The 24,634-nt window shown below is 71.2% G+C and carries 20 protein-coding genes; 17 read left to right on the top strand and 3 right to left on the bottom strand.

Annotated features, from left to right (window positions below):
• The first annotated feature begins 441 nt into the window (after positions 1–441).
• From ACIQMU_RS08195 to ACIQMU_RS08265, 15 genes are all read left to right on the top strand, one after another.
• Positions 442–1,929 (top strand): DUF6801 domain-containing protein, encoded by a 1,488-nt coding sequence (locus ACIQMU_RS08195; protein ID WP_352238865.1) that lies wholly within the window; start codon positions 442–444, stop codon positions 1,927–1,929.
• Between the two features lie 572 nt (positions 1,930–2,501).
• Positions 2,502–3,488: an ATP-binding cassette domain-containing protein gene (locus ACIQMU_RS08200; protein WP_352238864.1), complete on the top strand. Its 987-nt coding sequence runs from the start codon at positions 2,502–2,504 to the stop codon at positions 3,486–3,488.
• Positions 3,485–4,348: an MlaE family ABC transporter permease gene (locus ACIQMU_RS08205; protein WP_402688476.1), complete on the top strand. Its 864-nt coding sequence runs from the start codon at positions 3,485–3,487 to the stop codon at positions 4,346–4,348. The genes ACIQMU_RS08200 and ACIQMU_RS08205 overlap by 4 nt, the downstream gene beginning before the upstream one ends.
• A gap of 3 nt (positions 4,349–4,351) precedes the next feature.
• Positions 4,352–5,155: an ABC transporter permease gene (locus tag ACIQMU_RS08210; protein WP_352238862.1), complete on the top strand. Its 804-nt coding sequence runs from the start codon at positions 4,352–4,354 to the stop codon at positions 5,153–5,155.
• Complete coding sequence (locus ACIQMU_RS08215; protein ID WP_402688477.1) at positions 5,155–6,444, top strand: MCE family protein; 1,290 nt, start codon at positions 5,155–5,157, stop codon at positions 6,442–6,444. Before ACIQMU_RS08210 ends, ACIQMU_RS08215 begins: the two co-directional genes overlap by 1 nt.
• The gene (locus ACIQMU_RS08220; protein ID WP_402688478.1) at positions 6,441–7,472 is read left to right on the top strand and encodes an MCE family protein; all 1,032 of its coding nucleotides are present in this window, start codon (positions 6,441–6,443) and stop codon (positions 7,470–7,472) included. The genes ACIQMU_RS08215 and ACIQMU_RS08220 overlap by 4 nt, the downstream gene beginning before the upstream one ends.
• Entirely contained in the window at positions 7,469–8,488 is a 1,020-nt protein-coding gene (locus ACIQMU_RS08225; RefSeq protein ID WP_352238859.1) for an MCE family protein, read from the top strand. Before ACIQMU_RS08220 ends, ACIQMU_RS08225 begins: the two co-directional genes overlap by 4 nt.
• Position 8,489: 1 nt before the next feature.
• A complete protein-coding gene (locus tag ACIQMU_RS08230) occupies positions 8,490–9,683 on the top strand; it encodes an MCE family protein (protein WP_402688479.1) in 1,194 nt (397 codons plus the stop codon).
• Positions 9,680–10,900, top strand: coding sequence for an MCE family protein (locus ACIQMU_RS08235; protein WP_402688480.1), 1,221 nt, complete (start codon positions 9,680–9,682; stop codon positions 10,898–10,900). Before ACIQMU_RS08230 ends, ACIQMU_RS08235 begins: the two co-directional genes overlap by 4 nt.
• The gene (locus ACIQMU_RS08240) at positions 10,897–12,132 is read left to right on the top strand and encodes an MlaD family protein (protein ID WP_352238856.1); all 1,236 of its coding nucleotides are present in this window, start codon (positions 10,897–10,899) and stop codon (positions 12,130–12,132) included. The genes ACIQMU_RS08235 and ACIQMU_RS08240 overlap by 4 nt, the downstream gene beginning before the upstream one ends.
• Positions 12,129–12,650: a hypothetical protein gene (locus tag ACIQMU_RS08245; protein ID WP_352238855.1), complete on the top strand. Its 522-nt coding sequence runs from the start codon at positions 12,129–12,131 to the stop codon at positions 12,648–12,650. Before ACIQMU_RS08240 ends, ACIQMU_RS08245 begins: the two co-directional genes overlap by 4 nt.
• A 23-nt stretch (positions 12,651–12,673) precedes the next feature.
• Complete coding sequence (locus tag ACIQMU_RS08250; RefSeq protein ID WP_402688481.1) at positions 12,674–13,387, top strand: hypothetical protein; 714 nt, start codon at positions 12,674–12,676, stop codon at positions 13,385–13,387.
• Between the two features lie 194 nt (positions 13,388–13,581).
• The gene (locus ACIQMU_RS08255) at positions 13,582–14,079 is read left to right on the top strand and encodes a hypothetical protein (RefSeq protein WP_402688582.1); all 498 of its coding nucleotides are present in this window, start codon (positions 13,582–13,584) and stop codon (positions 14,077–14,079) included.
• A gap of 56 nt (positions 14,080–14,135) precedes the next feature.
• Positions 14,136–14,960, top strand: a complete 825-nt coding sequence (locus ACIQMU_RS08260; RefSeq protein WP_402688482.1) for a hypothetical protein — start codon at positions 14,136–14,138, stop codon at positions 14,958–14,960.
• A 65-nt stretch (positions 14,961–15,025) separates the two neighbouring features.
• Positions 15,026–16,420, top strand: a complete 1,395-nt coding sequence (locus ACIQMU_RS08265; protein ID WP_402688483.1) for a lytic murein transglycosylase — start codon at positions 15,026–15,028, stop codon at positions 16,418–16,420.
• Here the strand turns inward: ACIQMU_RS08265 and ACIQMU_RS08270 are convergent.
• Positions 16,409–17,470 (bottom strand): ATP-dependent DNA ligase, encoded by a 1,062-nt coding sequence (locus ACIQMU_RS08270; protein WP_352238852.1) that lies wholly within the window; start codon positions 17,468–17,470, stop codon positions 16,409–16,411. The genes ACIQMU_RS08265 and ACIQMU_RS08270 overlap by 12 nt on opposite strands.
• A gap of 76 nt (positions 17,471–17,546) precedes the next feature.
• Between ACIQMU_RS08270 and ligD the strand changes: the two genes are divergently transcribed.
• A complete protein-coding gene (gene ligD / locus ACIQMU_RS08275; protein WP_352238851.1) occupies positions 17,547–18,572 on the top strand; it encodes a non-homologous end-joining DNA ligase in 1,026 nt (341 codons plus the stop codon).
• Positions 18,569–19,636: an ABC transporter permease gene (locus ACIQMU_RS08280; RefSeq protein ID WP_402688484.1), complete on the top strand. Its 1,068-nt coding sequence runs from the start codon at positions 18,569–18,571 to the stop codon at positions 19,634–19,636. The genes ligD and ACIQMU_RS08280 overlap by 4 nt, the downstream gene beginning before the upstream one ends.
• An 18-nt stretch (positions 19,637–19,654) precedes the next feature.
• Here ACIQMU_RS08280 and ACIQMU_RS08285 read toward each other — a convergent pair whose 3' ends face one another.
• Both ACIQMU_RS08285 and ACIQMU_RS08290 read right to left on the bottom strand, forming a co-directional pair.
• On the bottom strand, positions 19,655–21,892 hold the full coding sequence (locus ACIQMU_RS08285) for an OmpL47-type beta-barrel domain-containing protein (RefSeq protein ID WP_402688485.1): 2,238 nt from the start codon (positions 21,890–21,892) through the stop codon (positions 19,655–19,657).
• Complete coding sequence (locus ACIQMU_RS08290; RefSeq protein ID WP_402688486.1) at positions 21,889–24,393, bottom strand: ThuA domain-containing protein; 2,505 nt, start codon at positions 24,391–24,393, stop codon at positions 21,889–21,891. The genes ACIQMU_RS08285 and ACIQMU_RS08290 overlap by 4 nt, the downstream gene beginning before the upstream one ends.
• Between the last annotated feature and the right edge of the window lie 241 nt (positions 24,394–24,634).

Here is a 24,634-nt window from a genome sequence, read left to right on the forward strand (position 1 = left end):
CGCGTCGTGCCCGGCCGTGCGTACCCGACGGCCGGGCACGACGACGAGCGGAACGCTCCCGGGCTCCGGCCGAAGCCCGGGGGCGGCCACGCGCGGCCCCGACCCGGCCGCCGCCGTGCGGGCCCCTTTCGCGCACCCGACGACAAGCGGACGGCCGCCGGTTGTCACCGTCTGCCAAAGACCGGGCGCCGGTGATCCGTTCGGCGACGGGACCCTTCCCAGGCGTCGTCGGCGTGCGTACCGTACCCGTCGGTAGGGGGTGTGCCCTCCCTCCCGGCCGACGTACGGCCGAGCCCGGCGCGAGCGCGGCCGGGGCACCGCCCGGCGTACGGCCGCAGCACGCCCGACGTCCGTGCGCGGCTCGCGCGGGACCACCGCCGAGAAGCGGACCCAAGGTCCGCAGCCACCCATCCTCCAGGGGCGCCGGAAGGACACATCCGTATGACCGTCGATGCACGCGCCGCGGCGAGACGACCGATCCACTGGGCCGTGGGCGGGGCGCTCGTCGTCGCCACCGCACTCGTCCCCAGCGCCGAATCGGCCGCCGCGGAACAGACCTCACAGGTCGCCCTGCGCTACGCCTGCCCGTTCCCCTCCGGCCCCGAGGACGTGGACGTCGCCGTCTCGGCGGTGCTCCCCACCTCGGCCCGTACGGGAGAGGAGGTCCGCCCCGGCCAGGTCTCCGTCGAGGTGAAGCTGCAACCCACGGCGCTCGCCCGGTTCGCCGGCCTGGACGCCGCCACCCTGTCGGCCCTCGCGCGGCTCACCGTCCGCAACACCGTCGGCGACCGGTCCGCCGACGCCTCCTGGCAGGACCTGACCGCACCCGCCGTCGCGCTGCCCGACGAGGGCGACCTGACCCTGACCGCGACCGGGGAGGTGCCGACGGTCTCCTTCGGCAGCCCCGGACGCGCCACCCTGGCCCCCGCCGCGCTCGCCCTCTCGCTGACCTCGCTCACCGAGGCCGGCGAGGCGACCACGCCCCCCGGGCTCGACATCGCCTGCGAACCCGTTCCCGGACAGGAGACGGAACTGGCCGCGATCACCGTCCGCGGCGACACGGACCCCACCGCTCCCGCGCCCCGGCCGGGAGAAAGCGAGCCCGCACCGGCGCCGGCCCCCACCCGTCCGGCCGAGGGACTGCCGCCCACCGCGCGGGAGAAGATCGACGCCCTCGCCGGCGAACGGCGCGAAGCCCTCGACGACGCCCCGGGCAGCTGCCCGATCGAGATCCCGCCCGAGTGGGTGATGACCACCGCCGAAACCTACGCGGCCGGCTACGCCAATGCCGCCAAGCTGGACGGTGCGGCGGCGCTGGGGCCGGCGTTCATGAAGGTGGTGCTGAACAAGCGCTACATCAACGACTCCTGCGCCTCGACCGTCGACGTCACCTCGGAGGTGAACTTCGAACACGAGGGGCGACGGCAACTCCCCCCGACGAAGGCCACGTTCCTCAGCTTCGGGTTCATGCCGACGACCGCCACCATGACGCTGGAGCAGGTGGGCCCGCCGGCCGCGATCCACACCCACACGGTCACCAACACTCCGACGTACCCGGAGGAGACGACCGTCAGGGCCCAGCTCGTCATGCGGCTCTCCGACGTCGAGGTGAACGGGGTCCCGCTGGACGTGGGGCCCGACTGCCGCACGGAGCGGCCCTTCGAGCAGGTGCTGAGGGGCTACGGCCAGAGCTATCCGCCGGCCGGCTACCTCGTGGCGTTCGGCGGAACCCTGACCGGATACGCCCACATCCCGCCGTTCGAGGGATGCGGTGTGGGCGAGGACCTCGACCCGGTCTTCACCTCGGCCATCTCCAGTCCGGGCGAGAAGGCCGACAACTACACCAAGATGACCCAGGCGCCGCTGTGCGTGGCCACGAACCCGGAAGGGCCGGACTGCCCGCCGAGGGTGCCCGACCCCGAGCGGTGAGTCCCCGCGGCCACGGGCCGTCCCGCGACACGTGACCAGCCCCAGAGCCCTCTCGGTCCCCCGGGACCGAAAGGGCTCTTTTCCTGCCTGCCGGAACGGGCCACCGGCGGCGCGCCTCCTCATCATTCGACAGGTTTGGGAAGCGGATTACTCATCAGCTGATAATCCCCCGCAGCACGTGAATTCTCGCCGAGGAAAATCTGTACCCAGTATTGCGAAGTCAGGTTACCGGCCCGTAGCGTCCCAGACGTGCCGATCGAAAACGGCTGCGCACCAGCTCGCCGGGCACGCTCGGTCCGGGTGCGCTCCGCTCCGGCCCCGGGTCGCCCCGGGCCGACGTACGGATGCTTGCGCAGATTTCGACAAGGACGGGAACCGGCCTTGTCACCGAATGACAACTGATCCGATCTCGGTTTCTCGTTCGCCGATCTCCGCTGTTCAACGGCTTGCCCCGCGGTTTCGGCGGACATAACGTGCGCCCCCTGGTGCATGTGTGACGAGCCGCCATCGCCTTTCTCAGAGCCGGAGCGCCTAACGATGAACACGTTCACCGCCACATCGAGGGAGGGTCGATGGGAATCGAGGTAGTCGTCGAGGGCCTGACGAAGTCCTTCGGCAAGCAGAACATCTGGCAGGACGTCAGCCTCACCCTGCCCGCCGGTGAAGTGAGCGTCATGCTCGGCCCTTCCGGCACCGGAAAGACCGTCTTCCTGAAATCCATCATCGGACTCCTGAAGCCCGAGCAGGGGCGCGTCCTCATCAACGGCGTCGACATGGTGAACAGCTCCGAGCGCGACATCATGGAGACCCGGAAGCTCTTCGGCCTCATGTTCCAGGACGGGGCCCTCTTCGGCTCGATGTCGCTCTTCGACAACATCGCCTTCCCGTTGCGCGAGCACACCCGCAAGAAGGAATCCGAGATCCGCCGCATCGTCATGGAGCGCATCGACATCGTCGGGCTCCTCGGCGCCGAGGGAAAACTGCCGGGCGAGATATCCGGCGGTATGCGCAAGCGGGCCGGCCTCGCCCGGGCCCTGGTCCTGGACCCGCAGATCATCCTCTGCGACGAGCCGGACTCCGGGCTCGACCCGGTCCGCACCGCCTACCTCTCGCAGCTCCTCATCGACCTGAACGCACAGATCGACGCGACGATGCTCATCGTCACCCACAACCTCGACATCGCGGCGACCGTCCCCGACAACATGGGCATGCTGTTCTGCCGCAACCTCGTCACCTTCGGCCCGCGCGAGGTACTGCTCACCAGCGACACCCCGGTCGTCTCCCAGTTCCTCGCCGGACGCCGCGAAGGGCCCATCGGCATGTCCGAGGAGAAGGACGCCGCCACCCTCGCCGCCGAGCAGCGGGACGACACCGCCCCGTGGTTCACCGGACCCCGCACCGTCGTCCCCCAGTTGGAGCCCTCGCCCGGGATGCCCGTGCGCCAGGGCGCGCTGCGTCGCCGGGAGCGGGTCATGTCGATGATGGGGCAGTTGCCGGAGGCCGCCCGCACGGCGATCCTCACCAGCTACGCCCCGGCCGCGGGGGGTGCGCGCGCGTGACCGCTCCGATGCCGGTGCGGCCGCCCGAGCCGCCCGAACCGCCCGGGAAGGCCGGCCCCGAGGCCCCTGCCGCGCCCGAGCAGCGCCGGCCCTCCCGGCTGCTGGCCCCGCTCCGCGAGACCGGGCAACTCTTCGCCCTCGCCGTCGCGGTCGCCCGGGCCGTCTTCCGCCGCCCCTTCCAGGTGCGCGAGTTCATCGAGCAGTTCTGGTTCGTCGCGAGCGTCACGATCCTGCCCGCCGCCCTCGTCTCCATCCCGTTCGGCGCGGTCATCGCCCTCCAGGTCGGCTCCCTCACCCAGCAGCTCGGCGCCCAGTCCTTCACCGGCGGCGCCAGCGTGCTGGCCGTGATCCAGCAGGCGAGCCCGCTCATCGTGGCGCTGCTGATCTCCGGGGCCGCCGGATCCGCGATCTGCGCCGACCTGGGATCGCGCAAGATCCGCGAGGAACTCGACGCGATGGAGGTCATGGGCGTCTCACCCATCCAGCGCCTCGTCGTGCCCCGGGTGCTCGCCACCATGCTCGTCGCCGTCCTGCTCAACGGCCTGATCTCCGTGGTCGGCACGCTCGGCGGCTACTTCTTCAACGTGATCATGCAGGACGGCACCCCGGGCGCGTACCTCGCCAGCTTCTCCGCCCTCGCCCAGCTGCCGGACCTCTACATCAGCGAGTTCAAGGCCCTGATCTTCGGCTTCATCGCGGGCATCGTCGCCGCCTACCGAGGGCTCAACCCGCGCGGCGGCCCCAAGGGCGTCGGCGACGCGGTCAACCAGTCCGTCGTCATCACCTTCATGCTGCTGTTCTTCGTGAACATGGTCCTCACGGCGATCTATCTGCAGATCGTCCCCGCGAAGGGGAGCTGACCGATGGCGATGCTCAGCTGGCTCGACCGATCGGGCGACCAACTCACCTTCTACGTCAAGGCACTCGTCTGGATACCGCGCACCCTGCGCCGCTATCTGCGTGAGGTGCAGCGGCTGCTGGCCGAAGTCACCTTCGGCAGCGGCGGCCTCGGCGTCATCGGCGGCACCATCGGCGTGATGATCGCCATGACCCTCTTCACCGGCACCGTCGTCGGGCTCCAGGGTTACGCGGCCCTCAACCAGATCGGCACCTCGGCCTTCACCGGGTTCATCTCCGCCTACTTCAACACCCGGGAGATCGCCCCCCTGGTCGCCGGACTGGCCCTCTCGGCCACCGTCGGCGCGGGCTTCACCGCCCAGCTCGGCGCGATGCGGATCAACGAGGAGGTCGACGCCCTGGAGGCGATGGGCGTCCGGTCCATGCCCTACCTCGTCACCACCCGGATCATCGCCGGAGTCGTCGCGATCATCCCGCTGTACGCGATCGGGCTGCTCTCCTCGTACGTCGCCTCCCGCTACATCACCATCCTGTTCAACGGACAGTCGGCCGGGACGTACGACCACTACTTCAACCTCTTCCTCTCCCCGCAGGACGTGCTGCTGTCGGTGCTCAAGGTGCTGATCTTCAGCGTGCTGGTCATCCTCGCCCACTGCTACTACGGCTTCCATGCCACCGGCGGACCGGCCGGCGTGGGCGTGGCGGTCGGCCGGTCGGTGCGCAACGCCATCGTCATCATCAGCGTCACCGACTTCTTCCTCTCGCTCGCCATCTGGGGCGCCACGACGACGGTGAAGGTGGCAGGCTGATGGGCAGATCCAGTACACGCACGGTCCGCCGGAGACTGGCCGGAGTCGCCTTCCTCCTGGTGCCCGCCGTCCTGGTGTGGGTGTCGGTATCCGTGTACGAGAAGGACTTCACCGACGACGCCACCGTCACCGTCCGCACCGGCTCGGTCGGCAACGAGATGCACGACAACGCCGATGTGAAGCTGCGCGGCGTCGTCATCGGCCAGGTCCGCTCCATCGCCACCGACGGCGACGGCGCCAGCCTCACCCTGGCCATCGACCGGGACAAGCTCGAACAGGTCCCCGCCGACGTCACCGCGCAGATGCTCCCCACCACACTCTTCGGCGCACGGTTCGTCGCACTCGTCCCACCGCGCATCCCGACGGGCTCGACCCTGCGGGCCGGGGCGGTCATCCCGCAGGACCGCTCCAGCAACGCCATCGAGCTGGAACAGGTCCTGGACAACGTCCTGCCGCTGCTGACCGCCGTGAAGCCCGAGAAGCTCTCCGCCACCTTGAACGCGGTGTCCCAGGCCCTGGAGGGGCGGGGGGAACGCCTCGGCGAGACGCTGACCACCCTCGACGGCCACCTGAAGAAGTTCAACCCCCAACTCCCCACCCTCAACGCCGACATCAAGGAACTCGTCAAGGTGAGCACGCTGTACGCGGACGCCGCCCCGGACGTCCTCGACGCTCTGACCGACGCCACGGTCACCAGCTCCACCCTCGCCGACCAGGAGGCGCGGCTCGCCGGGCTCTACGGCGCCACCACGGCCGCCGCGCAGGACACGACCTCCTTCCTCCGGGAGAACAAGGACAACCTCATCCGGCTCTCCGCCGCCGGCCGGCCCTCCCTCGAACTCCTCGCCGAATACGCCGAGTCGTTCCCCTGCACCCTGCGCACCATGGCCGGCTTCGTTCCGGCCATGGACAAGGCCCTCGGCAAGGGCACCGACGAACCGGGGCTGCACGTGTCGATCAAGGCCGTCCCCTCCAAGGGCAAGTACGTCCCCGGGAAGGACACGCCGGTGTACGGGGCCGGCGGCGGACCGCACTGCTACTCGGTGCCGTACGTCGGCAAGCACGCCCCGACCGCCGACACCCGCCGGGCCGCCGACGTCACCGCACCCCCGGCAGACCGGGGCGACGACGCGGACACCGCGCTCGGACTGCCCAACTCCCCTCAGGAATCCCGGCTCGTCAACGAACTGGTCGCACCCTCGCTGAAGGTCCGGCCCGGGTCCCTGCCCGACTGGAGCAGCGTGCTCATCGGCCCGGCCTTCCGCGGTGCGGAGGTGAAGCTCAAGTGAAACGCCGCTCGCTCGCTGGACCGATCGCCAAGTCCCTCGTCTTCATCGTCGTGACCGTGCTGGCCACCACCGTCCTCGGGCTCTCCATCGCCAACACGGGCGTCGGGGACACCACCGCCTACAAGGCGCGGTTCACCGACGCCACCGGGCTCATCCCCGGCGACAGCGTCCGGATAGCCGGGGTGAAGGTCGGCCAGGTCGAGTCCGTGAAGGTCGCCGACCGACGGGTCGCCGAGGTCGCCTTCGCCGTACGCAAGGGGCGCGCCCTCCCCGCCTCGGTGACGGCGTCCATCAAATACCTCAACATGGTCGGCCAGCGGTACGTCGACCTCGACCGGGGCCCGGGACCCGTCGGCCGGGCCTTCGCGCCGGGCGACACCATCCCGCTCTCCCGCACCACCCCGGCGCTCGACCTCACCCAGCTCTTCAACGGCTTCCAGCCCCTCTTCGAAGGGCTGTCCCCGCCCGACGTCAACCAACTCGCCGGCTCCATCGTCCAGGTCCTCCAGGGCGAGGGCGGCACCGTCGACAGCATCCTGCGGCACGTCGGCTCGCTCACCACCACCGTCGCCGCGAAGGACAAGGTGATCGGCGAGGTGATCAAGAACCTCAACACCGTCCTGAAGACGGTCAACGACCGGGAGGCGGGCTTCGACGACCTCGTGGTCACCCTCCAGAAGCTGGTCACCGGCTTCTCCGGCGACCGCAAGCCGCTCGGCGAGGCCGTCACGGCGATGGGCGCGCTCACCACCGTCACCGCCGACCTCTTCCAGGACGGCCGGAAGCCGCTCAAGGACGACATCCGCCAACTCGGTCGACTCAGTGGTCAGTTGGAGAAGGACACGCCTCAGATCGAGAACTTCCTCCAGAAGACCCCGGCCAAGATGGCGGCCATCAGCCGGCTGACGTCCTACGGATCGTGGCTCAACCTCTACCTCTGCGAAGCGAAGGTCAGCGGCGTCACCCACGACGACGGCAGCAAGCCGCCGGGCGGTATCGCGATCACCCAACCGAGGTGCCTGGCATGAGAATCACCCCCATCCGGGAACGCAACCCGGTCGCCGTCGCCATCGCCGGGCTCCTCGTCCTGGCCCTGGTCGGCCTCGCCGGCTGGCGCGCCGACTCACTGCCCTTCGTCCAGGGAGGCACCTCCTACAGCGCTGACTTCACCGAGTCCGCCGGCCTCGCCGACGGGGACGAGGTCCGGATCGCCGGAGTGAAGGTCGGCGAGGTCACCGGCGTCTCCCTCGACGGAGCGAAGGTCCGGGTCGACTTCCGGGTGAAGGACGCCTGGATCGGCGACTCCTCCACCGTGGGCATCGCCATCAAGACCCTCCTCGGCGAGAAGTACCTCGCCGTCGACCCGCTGGGCGACGCCCCGCAGGACCCCGGCTCCCGTATCACCGCGAGCCGCACCACGTCCCCGTACGACGTCACCCAGGCGTTCAACGGACTCGGGGAGACCATCGGGGAGATCGACACCGAACAGCTCGCGAAGAGCTTCGAGACGATCTCCGCCACCTTCAAGGACTCCCCGCCCCACGTCCGCAGCGCCGCGGACGGGCTCTCCGCCCTCTCCCGTACGGTCTCCGAACGCGACGCCCAGCTCGCCACCCTGCTCCGCAGCAGCAAACAGCTCACCGAGACCCTCGCCGGGAAGAAGAGCAGCTTCGAAACCCTCCTGGAGGACGGAAACCTGCTCCTCGGCGAGATCCAGGCCCGCCGCGACTCCATCCACCTGCTGCTCACCGGCACCCGGAAGCTGGGCACCCAGCTCACCGGACTCGTCGAGGACAACGACAAGCAGCTCGGGCCGACCCTCCAGTCCCTCGGCCGGGTCACCGCCGTGCTCGTGAAGAACCGCAAGAGCCTGGACAAGGTCCTCGCCATGACCGGCTCCTACAGCCGGCTCGTCGGCAACACCCTGGGCAGCGGGCGCTGGTTCGACAACTACGTCTGCGGCGTCGTGCCCAAGAGCTACCTCCCCGCCGGCACACCCCCGGCGACCGGATGCATGCCACCGCGGCAGGAAGGGGGCCGCTGACATGAGACGCACCCGCATCACCGGCATCGCCGCCGGACTCGCCCTCGTCGCCGTCGCGGCCGCCACCGGAGTGAGCGCCCTGGAGGAGGACGGGAAGACCACCGTCACCGCCTACTTCGAGCGCGCCACCGGTGTCTACGCCGGATCCGACCTGCGGATCCTCGGCGTCAAGGTCGGCACCGTCGACTCCGTCGAGCCCCGCGGCAAGGAGGTGAAGGTCGTCCTGCGCCTGGACCGGGGCATCGACGTCCCCAAGGACGCACACGCCGTGGTCGTCGCCCCCAGCCTGGTCGCCGACCGCTACGTCCAGCTCGCCCCGGCCTACGCCGGCGGCCCCCGGCTCGCCGACGACGCGGTCCTGCCCGCGGCCCGCAACGCCACCCCCGTCGAGGTCGACGAGCTGTACGCCTCCATCACCGAACTCTCCACCGCGCTGGGTCCGAACGGAGCCAACTCCGACGGGGCGCTCGCCCGGCTCCTGGACACCGGGGCGAAGAACCTCGACGGCAACGGAAAGGCCATCGGAGACTCCATCGAGCAGTTCGGCAAGGCCACCAAGACCCTCGACAAGAGCAGCGGCGACCTGTTCGACACCCTGGCCCACCTCCAGACTTTCACCACCATGCTCAAGAAGAACGACGGCAACGTCCGCAGTGCCGAACAGCAGCTGAACACGGTCACCTCCTTCCTCGCCGACGACAAGAAGAACCTCAGCGCGGCCCTCAAGGAACTCGGCACCGCCCTCGGCCAGGTCAAGGCGTTCATCGCCAAGAACCGCGGCGCGCTCAAGAAGAACGTCGAGGCCCTGGTGCCCGTCACCCAGGCGCTCGTCGACCAGCGGGCCTCGCTCGCCGAGGCGATGGACACCCTGCCGCTCGCCGCGGGCAACGTCCTCAACGCCTACGACCCGGCCAACCGCACCCTCAACGGGCGGACCAACCTCAACGAACTGTCCATGGGCGGACCGCTCGTCGACCCCGGGGCGGCCTCCGCCGCCGGCCGGCTCACCGGCCTCGCCCCCGTCGACGCGACCCGCCGCAAGGACCTTCCCGTCCTGCCGCTGCCGGAGGTCGGAACGGTCTACGGCACACCCGGGAAGCAGTCGGGCAAGCAATCCGGAGACGGGTCCGGAGACGGGTCCGGAGACGGGTCCGGAGACCGGGAAGCGGCCACGAAGAAGGGGGCGGAACGATGAACGGCGACGACCGGCGCAGACCCGTCGTACGGGCCGCCGTCGGAGGTGTGGCCCTGCTCGCCACCGGAGCGCTGATCGCCCTGGTCGCGGTCCGCGCCGACGTTCCCTCCTTCACCGGCATCGAACAGATCCCCCTGCCGGGCGGAGCGGATCTCGGCGACCGCCCGTACGAGGTGACCGCCGAGTTCGGCGACGTCCTCAGCCTCGCCCCGCAGTCCTCGGTCAAGGTCAACGACGTGTCCGTGGGGCGCGTCACGAAGATCGCCCTCGCCCCGGACGGCTGGCGGGCCCGGGTCACCATGCGGGTCAACGGGGAGATCCAACTCCCCGCGAACGCCTACGCCCGACTGGAACAGTCCAGCCTGCTCGGCGAGAAGTTCATTCAGCTCGCCCCGCCCCCGAAGGGCACCGCACGAGGATCGCTCGCCGCCGGCGGCCGCATACCGCACTCCCGCACCAACCGGAACCCGGAGGTCGAAGAGGTCTTCGGCGCCCTGTCCATGCTCCTCAACGGGGGTGGCGTCAACCAGCTCAAGACCATCACCACCGAACTCAACAAGGCGCTCTCCGGGCAGGAACCGCAGATCCGCTCCATGCTCAACCGGGTCGACACGCTCGTGACCAACCTGGACGAGAACAAGGGCGACATCACCAAGGCCCTGGACGGCGTCAACCGGCTCGCGGCCACCCTGGCCACCCGCAAACAGGACGTCGGCACGGTCCTGACCGGGCTCAGCCCCGGACTGAAGGTCCTGGAGAAGCAGCGCGGCTCCCTGCTGACCATGCTGCGTTCCCTGGACACGCTCTCCACCGTGGCCGTCGACACGATCAACCGGAGCAAAGCCGACATGATCGCCGACCTCAAGGCGCTCGCCCCGACCCTCAGGGCGCTCGCCGACTCGGGCCAGGACCTCCCCGACTCGCTGCAGGTGCTGCTCACCTACCCCTTCACGGACGAGGTCCTGCGCGGTGTCAAGGGCGACTACCTCAACGTCTACCTGGACGTGACGGCCGTGCCCGGTACGCAGATCATCCCGGCCCTCACGCCGGACGCCCCCGGAATCCCGCTGCCGCCGGCCGAGGGCGAGGGGGCGGCAGCCAGGGCGCTGCCGCTGCCGCTGCCCGCCGTGTCGGGCACACCGAAGACCGCCGCGCCCGGGGCGCCGAAGCCGGCCGTGTCCGGGACACCGAAGCCCGCGAAGGAGGCGACGCCGTGATCACCCTCGCCATCCGGCTGAAGAACCTCGCCTTCCTCGTCATCGCCGTCCTCGTCCTCGGCTACCTGGGCGTGCGGTACGCCGATCTCGGCCATTACGTGGGACTGCGCAGCTACTACACCGTCACGGTGCAACTCCCGCAGACGGGCGGCCTGTACACCCACTCCAACGTCACCTACCGGGGTGTCTCCGTGGGTCGTGTCGGCCCCATCGACCTGACCGACGAAGGCGTCGAGGCCCAGCTGCGGATCGAGAAGGACGCCCCGCCGATCCCGGACAGCCTCACCGCCGTCGTGGCGAACCTCTCCGCGGTCGGCGAGCAGTACGTCGATCTGCGGCCCACCCGTGCGGACGGGCCCTACCTGGGCAACGGCTCCGTCATCGACGAGGCCGACACCACCATCCCGGCACCCCCCACCGACGTCCTCACCAGCGTCGACAGCCTGGCGAGCTCGGTGGACCTGGAGAGCCTGCGGACCGTGGTCGAGGAGTTCGGCGCCGCCTTCGAAGGGCGCGGCGACGACCTCCAGGTCCTGCTGGACACCGGGGGCGACTTCGTCGAGGCAGCCGACAAGGCCCTGCCGGTCACCACCCGGCTGATGGCCGACGGCGAGCGAGTCCTGCGCACCCAGGCCGAACAGGGGCAGGCGCTCAAGGGCTTCGCCTCCGGAGCCAAGGAACTGGCCGCCGAACTCAAGGGTTCCGACGCCGACCTGCGCCGCCTCATCGCGACCACTCCGGACGCCGCCACCCAGATCAGCGGACTGCTGCGCGATGTCGATCCCGCCTTCGGCGTCGTCGTCGCCAACCTCCTCACCACTTCGGAGGTCGCCGTGACCCGTCAGCGCGGTCTGGAGGAACTCCTCGTGAAGCTGCCCGCCGTCGCCGCCGCCGGAGCGAGCGCGGTCGACGAGGACGGCGCCCGGTTCGGGATGTCCGTCACCTTCTTCGAACCGCTGCCCTGCACCGCGGGTTACGGAGGCACGGTCTACCGCAACGGCCTCGACACCTCGGACGGGCCCGCCGTGAACACGGCCGCCCGCTGTACGTCCGCGCCCGGCACCGGCGTCAACGTCCGGGGCAGCGCCAACGCCCCCAAGGGCGGCCCGGTGCCGAAACCGGCCGTACCGGGATCGATGAAGCTGCCCGGGGCCGTGGGCGGCGATGCGACGACCGCTCGGCCGCCGGCCGAGGGCATGGCCGGGCTGCTCGGCCTGGGAGGCGGCTCATGACTCCCCGCACCCGACGCCCGGTGGGCTGGGCCGTGCTGCTCGTCGCCGCCCTGGTCTGCGGCCTGGGGGCCTGGTCGTACGGGCAGGCGCGCGGCGACCGCTCCCTGTCGTACGCGAAGGCGCGCGACACGGCGCTGGCCGAGGGCAAACGCCATCTGGCGACGCTGAACAGCCTGGACGGCGAGAACGCGAAGCGGGTGGAAGCGGGCCTGCGGGCCTGGCTGGACTCCTCCACGGGGCCGCTGCACGACGAACTGAAGCGGACCCGGAACGCGGACGCGAAGTCGCTGACGGCCGCGGGAGACACGGCACGCGGCAAGGTCACGTCGGCCGCGCTGACCGCATTGGACGAGCGCACGGGCACGGCGGAGCTGATCGCCACCGTGGACGTCGAGGTCACCCCGCGCACCGGTGCGGCCGGCACCCAGCGCAAGCGGTTCGGGGCGACCCTCGCCCGTACGGCCGACGGCTGGAAGGTCAAGGCGCTCACGGCGATCGGGACGGGCGGCGGCCGATGAGACCACGGGGAGGGGCGACGACCGTGAACAGCACGACGACGGACACGCCGTACACGACGACGGACACGCCGGACACGAAGGCGGCGGACGCGCCCCTCGGCACGGACGCGGGCCCCGGCCCGGAGGAGGGCCGCCCCGACCCCGCCCCTGGAAACCAGGACACGGCGGGGGACGTGGCGGACGCGGAGGACACGGCGACGGCGGAGGGGGGCCCGGAGGGCGCCGTGGAGGTTTCGCGGCGCCGCTGGCCCCGCGTTCTCGGCGCACTCCTGGCGGTCGCGATGATCGCCACGGGGGGCGCCCTGTACGTCGAGGGCCGCCACCTGCGTGACACCCCGGCCACCACGAACCTCGCGCTCACCGACGCGGAGGCGACCACCCGCGTCACCGGCGACGTCAGCAGCGCGCTCGGGAAGATCTTCTCGTACGGTCCCGGAGCCACCGCCGTCACCAGGGCGGCGGCGAAGGACGTCCTGGCCGGCAAGGCGCTCCAGCAGTACGCGGCACTGTTCGGCCAGGTCGAACGGCAGTCCGCCGACCAGAAGCTGACGCTCACCACCGAGGTCGTCCGGGCCGGGGTGACCCGGCTGACCGGCAGCAGCGCCCACCTCCTGGTCTTCCTCGACCAGGTCTACGAACGGCGGGGCCGCACCCCGACCACCGCCTCCGCTCAGCTCACGGTGACCGCCGAACTGCGTGACGGGCGCTGGTGGATCGTCGAGATCGGCACCACATGACGGCGGGCCGGAGGCGATGGCGCACCGGTCCGGTTGGGCAGGCAGGGGAGAGGCAGCACATGGCACGGCAGTGGACGGCACGCCAGGGCAGGGCACAAGAGAGCACGGCCGGCGAGGGCACGGCACAAGAGGGCACGGCACACGAGGGCACGGCGCGGGAAGGCACGACACGGGCGGGGACGAGGAATCCGCTGGTGATCGCCACGCTCGCCCTGGCGGTCTGCGCGGCCGGAGCGGCGGGCTGGGGCGGCTGGCTGCGCTACGAGGCCGCGCACGACGACGCGGCGTCCTTCGCACAGGTGCGGGACGACGCGCTGGCGGCGGGCGAACAGGCGGTGCAGAACATGAACACCCTGGACCACCGGTCGCTGGAGAAGGGGCTCGACAGCTGGGAGCAGTCCACCACCGGCGACCTGCATGCCCAACTCATCGACGGACGCGACGCGTTCGCCGAGCAGATCGGCAAGGCGAAGACGGTGAGCACGGCCGAGGTCCTCTCCGGCGCGGTGACCGAACTGGACGAACGTGCGGGCCGTGCCGGGGTGATGGTGGCGCTGCGGGTCACCGTGACCGCGCCGGAGGGCGAACCCGCGGTGAAGGAGAGCCGGTTGCTCGGAAGCCTGACCCGGACGTCCGAGGGATGGAAACTCAGCGCGCTGGGTCAGGCGCCCGTCGGCGGCACGGCCGGCTGACCTCGACTCCGCACCCGCCCCGCCCCGCCCCGCACATCCCGGAGAGGACCTCGCCCATGTCGACGACCCGCCACCTCGTCAACCGCCGCCGTCGGCTGGCCACGGCGCCACCGCGTACGGCGGAGGCCGGGACGGAACCGGAATCCGGGATGACCTCCGCCCCGGAAGCCGCCACCGCCACCGACATCGGACCGCAGGGCGCAACGCGCACGGCCACCGGCACCGAAACCGTCGGCGACCCCGGCCGTACCCACGACGCCGGGGCCGACGCCGACTCCACCACCGGCCCCGACGCCGATGCCACTCCCGGCACCGCTCCCGACGCCTCCCGTGACGCGGCACCACGCCTCCGCGGTACGGCATCCCGCCTCCGCGTCGGGCTGCCCGTCGTCCTGTGCGCCCTCACCGTGCTGCTGGGGTCCTTCGCCGCCTGGGCCTTCGCCTCGGCCGACGATCTGCGCGACGAACCGGCCCGGCAGAACACCGCTCTCACCGACATCGGCAGGACGAGCGAGGTGAAGGGCCGGATCAGTGAGGCGGTCGGCGCGGTGTTCTCGTACGACTACGCCTCGCCCGCCCGGTCCGACCGTGCGGCGAGCACCTACCTGACCGGCCGGGCCGTGCAACAGCACAAGGACATGCTCGCCGACGTACGGGAGCAGGCTCCGCGGCAGAAGCTCGTCCTGACCACCACCGTGACCGGGAGCGGGGTCGAGTTCCTCGACGGCGACCGTGCCCGGCTGCTGATCTTCGCCGACCAGAGCAACACCCGTACCGGCAAGGACGAGGAGACGACGTACGCGGCGGCCATGTTCGCCGTGGACGCGGTCCGCCGCGGGGACAGCTGGCTGATCGCCGCCATCGACACGTTCACCCGCTGAGACCGGAGCCCGGATACCCGGGCCCCGGGAGAGAACCCCGGACGCCGGGGAAGAGGGGAGCCCAGATGAGCTTCAACCGCACCGTGCGCCGCCGGCTCAGCACCACGGCCACGGCCGTCGTCGCGATGACCGCGCTCACCGCGTCCCAGGCCCCGGGGTTCGCGCCGCCCGAGACCCGGCAGGAGAACGCGGCGGCGTCGGACGACGTCGTGTGGAGCGACGTGCCGGGCGACGACGTGTACCACACCGAGTTGCCGCCGCTGCGGTCCCCGAAGCCTCCCGCGCCCCTGAAGCCCGGCACGAAACCCGATCCCGTCGTGGCCCGTGCCTGGTCCGAGGCGGGCATTCCGGCCACCGTGCTGGCCGCCTACCGCCGGGCCGAGCGCGCGGTGGGCCGCAGCGACCCGGGGTGCGGGCTGCCGTGGCAACTGCTCGCGGCGATCGGCAAGGTCGAGTCCGGCCAGGCGTCCGGCGGACGGGTGGACGCGCGCGGGACGACGCTCACCCCGATCCTCGGCCCCGCGCTCGACGGGAGGGGCTTCGCCCTGATCAGGGACACCGATGACGGGGCGTACGACGGGGACCGCTCCTACGACCGGGCGGTCGGGCCCATGCAGTTCATCCCCTCCACCTGGGCGGCCTGGGGCGCGGACGGGAACGGAGACGGCCGCCGGGACCCGAACAACATCCATGACGCGGCGCTGGCCGCCGGGCACTACCTCTGCGCGGGCTCCCGTGATCTGACCCGCCGCGCCGACCTGGACCGGGCCATCCTCAGCTACAACCGCTCCGACACCTATCTGCGGACGGTGCTGTCCTGGCTGGAGTTCTACCGCAAGGGCAGCCACCCGGTCGCCGACGGCCGGGGCGTCATCCCGGCCAGCCCGGGCCCGGGCGGGAAGACCCCGCCGAAGGCCCCGGTCGGCGGCCCCGGCGCGCCGGAACGTCCCGGCAAGGGGGACGGAGGCGTCGTCATCGGACCGCAGCCCACCCGGCCGCCGAGCAAGCCCCCCACGCCGCCCCCCACCGACCCCGGTTCGCCGGACCCGAGCCCCGACCCGACGGGCCCCGGCCCCACTGCCGACCCGACGGACCCCGGCCCCACCGACCCCGGACCCACTCCCGACCCGACGGACCCCGGCCCCACCGACCCCGGACCCACTCCCGACCCGACCGACCCGGGCCCCACCGGCCCCGGTCCCACCGACCCGGGCCCCACCGGCCCCGGTCCCACCGACCCGGGCCCCACCGACCCCGCTCCCACCGACCCGGGCCCCACCGACCCCGGTCCCACCGAGCCGGGCCCGAGCCCCACCCCCGACCCGACCGTGCCCACCACAGCGCCCGACCCCGGCGAGACCGGCCCCGGCTGCACCGACGGCCCCCCGCCCCCGGCCGGCGACGCGGATCCGGACGGGCCGTGCGCCCCGCCGGCCGGCGGGCAGGAGTCAGCCGCCTGACAGCACCTCGGACAGGTCGTAGGAGACGACCTCCTCCAACTGCGCGTACGTACAGCCGGCCGGGGACCGGTCCGGCCGCCATCGACGGAACTGCGTGGTGTGCCGGAACCGGTCGCCCTCCATGTGGTCGTACGCCACCTCGCACACCCGCTCCGGACGCAGCGGCACCCACGACTGGTCCTTCTTGCCCGACCAGCGGTTCTGCGTCCCCGGCAGCCGGGACTGCTCGTGTGCCGCCGCGTCCGCCCAGGCGCCCCACGGGTGCTCGGCGAACGCGCAGCGCAGTGAAGCCAGTTCCTCGGCGAGGGCGGCGCGCCGTTTCATCGGGAAGGCCGCGCAGACACCGACGTGCTGGAGCACGCCGTCGGCGTCGTACAGGCCGAGCAGCAGCGAGCCGACGACCGGGCCGCTCTTGTGCTCGCGGTAGCCCGCCACCACGACGTCGGCGGTCCGCTCGTGCTTGATCTTGTACATCACCCGGGCGTCGGGCCGGTAGGGGAGATCGAGCGGCTTCGCCACGATCCCGTCGAGCCCGGCCCCCTCGAACCGCTCGAACCACCCCCGGGCGACCTCGATGTCCGTGGTGGACGGGGCGAGGAGAACAGGCGCGGACGCGTCCGAGAGCGCCGTTCTCAGCACCTCCCGCCGGTCCGCCTGCCGGGCGGAGAGAAGCGAGGCGTCGTCCACCGCCAGGACGTCGAAGGCGATCAGGCTCGCGGGGGTCTGCTCGGCGAGCATCCGCACCCGGGAGTCGGCCGGATGAATGCGCTCGCTGAGCCGCTCGAAGTCGAGCCGCCCCTCGTGGGCGATGACGATCTCCCCGTCGATCACACAGCGCGGCGGGAGGTTCTCCCGTACGGAGGTGACCAGGTCGGGGAAGTAGCGGGTCAGCGATTTCCCGGTACGGCTGCCGATCTCCACCTCGTCACCGTCCCGGTACACGATCGCCCGGAAGCCGTCCCACTTCGCCTCGTAGCTCATGCCCGGCGGGATCGCGGACACCGACTTGGCGAGCATCGGCTTCACGGGCGGCATCACCGGCAGATCCATGGCCCGATTCTGGCCCGGGCGCCCGCGAATGTCTCCCGATGTGCGGCATATGTGCGACCGGCCTACGGTGGCCGTCATGGGAGCAGCGGTGGAGCTGGACGCGGGCGGACGGGCCGTGAGGCTGTCCAACCCGGACAAGGTGTACTTCCCGGAGAAGGGCTACACCAAGAGAGACGTGGCCGAGTACTTCCTGGCCGTGGGGCCGGGGATCACGCGGGCCCTCAACCACCGGCCGACCACGCTCCAGCGCTTCGTCGACGGGGTCGAGGGCGACTTCTTCTACCAGAAGCGCGCCCCGAAGAACCTCCCCGAGTGGGTCCCCACCGCCCGCGTCGCGTTCCCGAGCGGCCGTCCCGCCGACGAGATCTGCCCGACCGAGGTCGCCGCCGTGATCTGGGCCGCCAACCTCGGCACCCTCACCTTCCACCCCTGGCCGGTCCGCGGCGGGGACACCGACCACCCGGACGAACTGCGCATCGACCTGGACCCGCAGCCGGGCACCGACTACGCCGACGCCGTCGTCACCGCCCACGAGTTGCGCACCGTCCTGGAGGACCACGGGGTACGTGGCTGGCCCAAGACCTCCGGTGGCCGGGGCATCCACGTCTTCATCCCCATCGAGCCCGCCTGGACCTTCACCGAGGTGCGGCGTGCCGCCATCGCCGCCGGACGCGAGCTGGAGCGGCGGATGCCCGAGCGGGTCACGACCGCCTGGTGGAAGGAGGAGCGCGGCGAACGGATCTTCGTCGACTTCAACCAGACCGCCCGCGACCGGACCATCGCCTCCGCCTACTCCGTACGCCCCTTCCCGCACGCCCCGGTCTCCGCGCCGCTGCGCTGGGAGGAGATCGACGACGCCGAACCGCGCGACTTCGACATCCGGACCCTCCCGAGGCGCTACGCCGAACTCGGCGACGTGCACGCCGACATGGACCAGGAGGCGTTCCGGCTCGACGGACTGCTGGAGCTGGCCGACCGGGACGAGAAGGAGCGGGGGCTCGGCGACATGCCCTATCCGCCGGAGTACCCGAAGATGCCCGGCGAGCCCAAGCGCGTCCAGCCCAGCCGCGCCCGCCACGACGACGACGGGGGGACGGCGTGAGCGAGGACGGGGTCCGGCACGGCGCGCACGGGCGGACCTCGACGCTCCGCGAGCGCTGGGAGGCGTACAAGCACGGCCCGTTCCTCCCCGCCACCGTGCTGGTCCTGATCGTCGCCGCCGCGGCCGGTCTGTTCGCCGGCTCCTACACCTACGCGATGGCCGACCCGACCCCGCACCACATCCCCGCCGCCCTGGTCACCCGGCCGGAGGCGGAGCGCGGGGAGACGTTCGTCGCGGGGATGGAGAAGGCGCTCGACGCCTCCCTCGAACTGCGCGACTACCCGGACGTCGCCGACGCCCGCCGTGCCCTGAACGAGCAGAAGGTGTTCGCCATCGTGCGCGCGACCGACGGCGGGGTGGCGCTCGACGTGGCCGGTGCCTCCGGGGCGTCCGTCGCCCAACTGCTGGGCGAGGCGGGGCTGAAGGCGGGCGACGCCACCGGGGTCGAGGTCACGGTCCGCGACGTCAAGCCGCTCCAGAGAGGCGACCCGCGCGGGCTGGCGCTGTTCTACATCTCGCTGGCCGCCGTGATCATGGGCTTCCTCGGCGCGATCCAGCTCAGCGTGCACGCCCGCGGCCTGAACCCGGCCGAGCGGATCGCCTTCACCGCCGCCTACGCCCTGCTCGGCGGCTTCGCCATCGCGGCGGCCGTGGACTGGTGGCTCGGGGCGGTGGACCTGCCGTTCGTCCAGTCGTGGCTGATCCTGGCGTTCACGATGTTCACCTCCGGCATGGTCTTCACCATGTTCAACACCCTGATGGGCCGCTGGGCGATGATCCCCACCTGGGGCGTCATGGTGCTGCTGGGCAACCCCTCCTCCGGCGGGGCGGTGTCCTGGCCGCTCCTGCCCTCGGTGCTCGGGCACATCGGCCGCTGGCTGCCGCCGGGCGCGTCCGTCAACGCCCAGCACACCGCCGTCTATTACCAGGGCCACCAGTTCGTCTTCCCGTACCTGGTCCTCGGCGCCTGGGCGCTGGTGTCCTGCACGGTGTTCTGGGTGTGGCGGCACCGGCACCCGGGCGGCCGCGCCCGCACGCCGGAGCATGCGGCCGCGGCCACCTGAGCGGAAGAACCGGGGGCCCTACAGCTCCTGGATCCGGATGTCGCGGTACGAGATGACGTCCGAGACCCCGTGCACCTGGAGCCCGATGTAGCCGGAGGCGAACCGCCGGCCGTCGGTGCCCGGGTCGTCGCCCCGCGGCGGCTCGAAGAGCTGGCCGCGGGTGTTGTCGAACTCGTTGATCAGGACACCGTTGCGGTAGATCTCGTAGTGCTGGTCCACCACCCTGATCTCGTAGTCGTTCCAGGTGCCCTTGGGAGTGACCCCGGCGCCGCCGAGACCCACCCGGTCGAAGCCGTACACCGAGCCGGTCTTGTACATGTCGCCGTCCGGCCGGTCGTTGACCTGGATCTCATGGCCGTACTTGATGGCGACCCACTCCGGACGGGACTCCTCCGGGTGGTCGTGGACCTGCGGGAAGCGGACGAAGACCCCGCCGTTGGCGTTGCCCGTGCCCGGGGCGTCGTCCCGCCACTGGAGCTTCAGCGAGAAGTCCTCGTACGCGCGGGCCGGGAACCACAGCATCCCCATGCCGTCCACCGTGGTGGAGCTGGTGATCGAGCCCTCCTCCTCGTTCAGCCCGAACGCCCCGCCGCCCACCTGCCGCCACTTGGCGAGCGAGGCCGCCGTGCCGTCGAACAGCTTGGTGTAGCCCTCGACCTGGCCCGGCTTCCCGATGCCCGACTCCTTGGCGGCCCGGTTGATCGCCCTGCGCTCACGCAGGTCGATGACGCCGTCGGTCTTCAGCCGGTCGAGCACCGACGTCACGTGCTTGAGGAACAGCGCGTGGGAGGACCAGTCCTTCTCGTCCTCGATCAGCTCGTTGATCGTGCAGCGGTTGCGGGTGATCCGGTTGGGGACGCCCGTGTCGACCGTGCCGACGAAGACGGTGTGCCGCTCGTCGAACTCCGCGCAGTTCGGCGCGGGAACCCCGCCGCCCTGGGCGACGGTGAACGACACCTTCCTCGCCTCGGAGGTGTTGCCCGCCTTGTCCGTCGCCCGGTGGGCGATGGAGTGGTATCCGACCCGGTCGACGATCACGGGCGTGGTGTACGCCAGGTAGGGGCCGCCGTCGAGGGAGTACTCGACCTTGTCCACGCCCGAGTCGTCGTCGGTCGCGGAGACGGTGGCCTTGGCGCTGGTGATGAACGCCCCGTCGGAGTTCTTGTCGCCCTCCACCTCGACCGAGGTCTCCGGAGCCGTCTGGTCCTGGGACGGCGGCTCGACCACGGTGAAGTCGACGGACTTCTCGCCGGCCACGTTGCCCGACCGGTCGGTGGCCCGGTAGCGGACCGTGTGCTCGCCCACCTCGTGGACCATCACCGGTGCGGTGTAGGGCTGCCACGCGCCGTCCGCGCCGAGCGCGTACTCGATGGTGTTGACGCCCGACCCGGTGTCGGAGGCGGTCACGGTGACCGTGGCCATCCCCAGGTACGCGCCCGCGCCGTCCTTCTCGCCCGAGACGGTCGCCGAGGTCTCCGGCGGGGTCTCGTCGTCGGTCGGCGGGGCGGCGACGGCGAAGTCGACGGACTTCTCCGCCGCGGCGTTGCCGGCCTTGTCGGTGGCCCGGTAGCGGACCGTGTGGTCGCCGACCTCGTTCACCACGACGGGCGCGGTGTAGGGCTGCCACTCGCCGTCCGCCCCGAGGGCGAACTCGACGGTGTCGACGCCGGAGCCCTCGTCGGCGGCTTCGACGCTGACCGTGGCCTGGCCGATGTACGCGCCGTCACCGTTCCTGTCGCCGTCGACCTTCGCCGAGGTCGCGGGGGCCTCGGTGTCCTCGCCGCCGCCCTCGGTGACGGTCAGGATGCCCTGCATCTGCCCGTGGCCGGGGATCGTGCAGTGGTAGAAGTACCGGCCGGGCGACAGCGTGACCTCCACGCTGTGCTTGCCGCCCTCGGCGTCGCCCGGGTTGGCCAGGATGTTCAGCTGGACGTCGTTGTTGAACTCCGGGTCCGACACGCCGAACGTCAGGGTGTGCGGCATGCTCGTCGTGTTGCCGGTGGCCGTGCTGTTCTCGAAGACGATGGTCGCCCGGCCGGCCACCGCCGTCTTCGGCGCGGACAGGTAGCGGTCGATCGGGTCGCCCGCGGTCCAGGTCAGCACCTGGTCGGCGGCGGCCGCCGGGGGAGCGTCGTCCCCCTTGCCGTACGCGGCCGTCGAGGTCAGCCCGAGGACCATCAGGAGGGAGGCCAGCAGGGCCACCCAGAAGCTGGGCGGACGGTGCCGCCCGCGTGCGGGGTGCGGATGGTGTCTCACTTCGCTGCCGCCTTTCCGACGAGGTCACCGGCGGCCGGGGTCGCGCCGCCGCCCTGGTACGTCACACGCCACAGCGCGGACTTGGAGTCGGAGGTGAAGAAGCCGCGCCCGTAGTCCAGGACGTACAGCGAACCGTCCGGCGCGAACTTCCAGTCCATCAGATTGCGGATGCCGTCCGCCCCGACCGGGATGATCTCCTTCAACGACTCGGCGTGCGTGGGCAGTCCGCCCTTGCCGGCCGTCCTCGGGTCGGTGAGCACGGCGTGCCGGGGCTGGGTCGCGTCGTAGAAGTCGCCGACGAACCACTTGCCGTCCCAGTAGGCCGGCCACTTGGCGGTCGACTCGCTCTGCGCGTCGTAGCGGTAGACCGGGCCGTTCATCGTGGCCTGCCCGCCGCCCTTGAGCCAGGGCAGGAGCTCCTTGCCCTCCTCCGACTTGTAGCTCGGCACGCCGTTCTCGTCGCGCGGGTAGTCGACCCCGCCGCCCTGCGGCGAGTACCAGATGGTGTTCGGGGTCACCGGCGGCAGCTTGACCAGGCCGTCGTTGTTCGGCGACTCGTTCCTCGGGGCGTCGCAGTCGTACCAGCCCAGCGGCTTGGCCGGGTCCGGCAGATTGCGGTCCCGGTAGGGCTGGTTGTTGCCCATGCAGTACGGCCAGCCGTGGTTGCCCGCCTTGGTGATCGCGGCGAACGTGTCGTACTTCGCCGGGCCCCAGGTGGTGGACGGGGAGCCCGCGTCGGGGCCGACCCAGCCCGCGTACAGCGTGTCCGTCGCGGGGTCGACCGAGATCCGGGCCGGGTTGCGCACGCCCATCACATAGATCTCGCCCCGGGTCTTCCCGCCGCCCTCGTCCGGTTCCTCGCCGGTGAAGAGGTTGCCCTCGGGCAGGGTGTACGTGCCGTCGTCCTCCGGGTGGATTCGCAGGATCTTCCCGTTGAGGTTGTTCGTGTTGCCCGCGGTGCGCCGCGCGTCGGCGAAGGAGATGCCCTTGTAGTTCGGCTGCGGGTTGTTGCCGGAGTAACCGCCGCTGAATCCGCTGGAGTTGTTGTCACCGGTCGCGATGTACAGGTTGTCCTGCGAGTCCCAGGCCATGCCGCCGCCCGCGTGGCAGCAGCTGTGGATCTGCACCGGCCAGCCGAGCAGCACCTTCTCCGAGGCCAGGTCCAGCTTGCCGGTCGCGGAGTCGAAGGTGAAGCGGGAGACCTGCCGGGTCGCCATGCGCCTGTCGCGGTCGATCTTCGCGTGCGGGGTGTAGTGCAGGTAGACCCACCCGTTGGACGCGAAGTCCGGGTCCAGCTCGATGCCGAGCAGGCCCTCCTCGACCTTGACCAGTTCGTCGCCGCCGCCCTTGTTGCCGAAGACGTCCAGCGCACCCGCCAGGGTGACCTTCCCCGTCTTCGGGTCGTAGACGTGGATCTCGCCCCGGCCCTTGCCGATGTCCGGGTCGCTCCAGTCGGTGACGACCGGGACGGAACTGTCGGCGCCGCCGCGCCCGATGTAGAAGACCCGCCCGTCCGGCGAGGTCACCAGACCGTGCGGTTCACCGATCTGGTCGTTCTGCCCGGGCTGGTTGGGCTGGGTGACGCGCTCGGCGGTGTAGTTGGAGGTGATGGTCGCCTTGCAGTCGGCCTGCGAGGTCCGGTTCGTCCAGGCGAGCGCGCCGCGCAGATGGTCGCGGAAGTCGGTCTCCGCGAAGCTGTTCGCCGTACCGCCCATCGCCGTGTAGAAGGACCGGCCGCCGTCGTAGTCGCGGCACCAGGAGACCGGGTGGTCCCAGCCGTTGGCACTCGCGCCCGGCTTGTACGTCAACTCCCTCACCCGCGCCACGGTGTGCACGTCACCGGACGGGTTCTCCGTCCAGTTCAGCCACTTGTCGGGGCGCTTCCACTCCAGCGGCAGGTTCTTGGTGGCCGGGTGGACCCGGTCCCCGATCTCGACGGTCGCCCGCTGCACGGAAGCCGGGCTGTCCGCCGCCGGACGGGCTCCGACCAGGCCGGTGAACCAGTCCGAGTACGGCTCGGTGCGCGCCGCGTCGTGGATGCCGAGGAAGCCGCCGCCGGCCTCCATGTACGCCTCCAGGCCCGCTTCCTGCTCCGGGTCGAGGACATCGCCGCCGCCGGTGAGGAAGACGACCGCGTGGAAGGAGCCGAGCCGCTTGCCGTTGGTGAAGACCCGGGGGTCGGCCGTGGCCACGGTGGCGAATTGCGCGGACTCCGGGCCGCTCAGCCCGATCTTCTCGATCGCCGCGATGCCGGCGTTCGTGTACGGAGCCTCGTCGCCCGCCGAGGCGTGGAAGACGAGCACCTTCACCTGCCTCGCGGAGCCCGGCGGCGACGGCAGGGACAACGTTGTCGCCATCTTCTCGACCAGCGCCCGGTCCGGCGACGGGTCCGCGTTGGCCGGGCCGCCGCCGCCCAGCATGGACACGGTCAGTGCGCCGGCCGCCACGGCCGCCGCGAGGCCGCGTCGTGATCTGGACCGGTGATGTGATGCACGCTGCATGTGGTCACCCACCCCTCTGTGGTCACTGCACCTCTCGGTGACTGTGGCTTGCTCACTCTTCGTCAGTACCTCTTGATTCACTGTGACAGCGCACGAAGCTAGACCTCTTTTCGTGGTCCGCCAATAGGTATGGCGGCAATCGCACGAACTTTGTCCTGGGTGTGGATAAACGAGGAGGCCCCGGCTACGGTATGGCCCGTTCCGGGGAAGCTCTGATGTCGTCCGCTCCTTCCGAAGCCCC

It is taken from the genome of Streptomyces sp. NPDC091649, from assembly GCF_044756785.1.
Lineage (GTDB): Bacteria > Actinomycetota > Actinomycetes > Streptomycetales > Streptomycetaceae > Streptomyces.

What these genes read in the sequence shown, in the direction of transcription:
- ACIQMU_RS08195 (WP_352238865.1), top strand. Translation starts at nt 442, where the DNA reads ATGACCGTCGATGCACGCGCCGCGGCGAGACGACCGATCCACTGGGCC.
- ACIQMU_RS08200 (WP_352238864.1), top strand. Translation starts at nt 2,502, where the DNA reads ATGGGAATCGAGGTAGTCGTCGAGGGCCTGACGAAGTCCTTCGGCAAG.
- ACIQMU_RS08210 (WP_352238862.1), top strand. Translation starts at nt 4,352, where the DNA reads ATGGCGATGCTCAGCTGGCTCGACCGATCGGGCGACCAACTCACCTTC.
- ACIQMU_RS08215 (WP_402688477.1), top strand. Translation starts at nt 5,155, where the DNA reads ATGGGCAGATCCAGTACACGCACGGTCCGCCGGAGACTGGCCGGAGTC.
- ACIQMU_RS08225 (WP_352238859.1), top strand. Translation starts at nt 7,469, where the DNA reads ATGAGAATCACCCCCATCCGGGAACGCAACCCGGTCGCCGTCGCCATC.
- ACIQMU_RS08230 (WP_402688479.1), top strand. Translation starts at nt 8,490, where the DNA reads ATGAGACGCACCCGCATCACCGGCATCGCCGCCGGACTCGCCCTCGTC.
- ACIQMU_RS08235 (WP_402688480.1), top strand. Translation starts at nt 9,680, where the DNA reads ATGAACGGCGACGACCGGCGCAGACCCGTCGTACGGGCCGCCGTCGGA.
- ACIQMU_RS08245 (WP_352238855.1), top strand. Translation starts at nt 12,129, where the DNA reads ATGACTCCCCGCACCCGACGCCCGGTGGGCTGGGCCGTGCTGCTCGTC.
- ACIQMU_RS08260 (WP_402688482.1), top strand. Translation starts at nt 14,136, where the DNA reads ATGTCGACGACCCGCCACCTCGTCAACCGCCGCCGTCGGCTGGCCACG.
- ACIQMU_RS08265 (WP_402688483.1), top strand. Translation starts at nt 15,026, where the DNA reads ATGAGCTTCAACCGCACCGTGCGCCGCCGGCTCAGCACCACGGCCACG.
- ACIQMU_RS08270 (WP_352238852.1), bottom strand. Translation starts at nt 17,470, where the DNA reads ATGGATCTGCCGGTGATGCCGCCCGTGAAGCCGATGCTCGCCAAGTCG.
- ligD (WP_352238851.1), top strand. Translation starts at nt 17,547, where the DNA reads ATGGGAGCAGCGGTGGAGCTGGACGCGGGCGGACGGGCCGTGAGGCTG.
- ACIQMU_RS08290 (WP_402688486.1), bottom strand. Translation starts at nt 24,393, where the DNA reads ATGCAGCGTGCATCACATCACCGGTCCAGATCACGACGCGGCCTCGCG.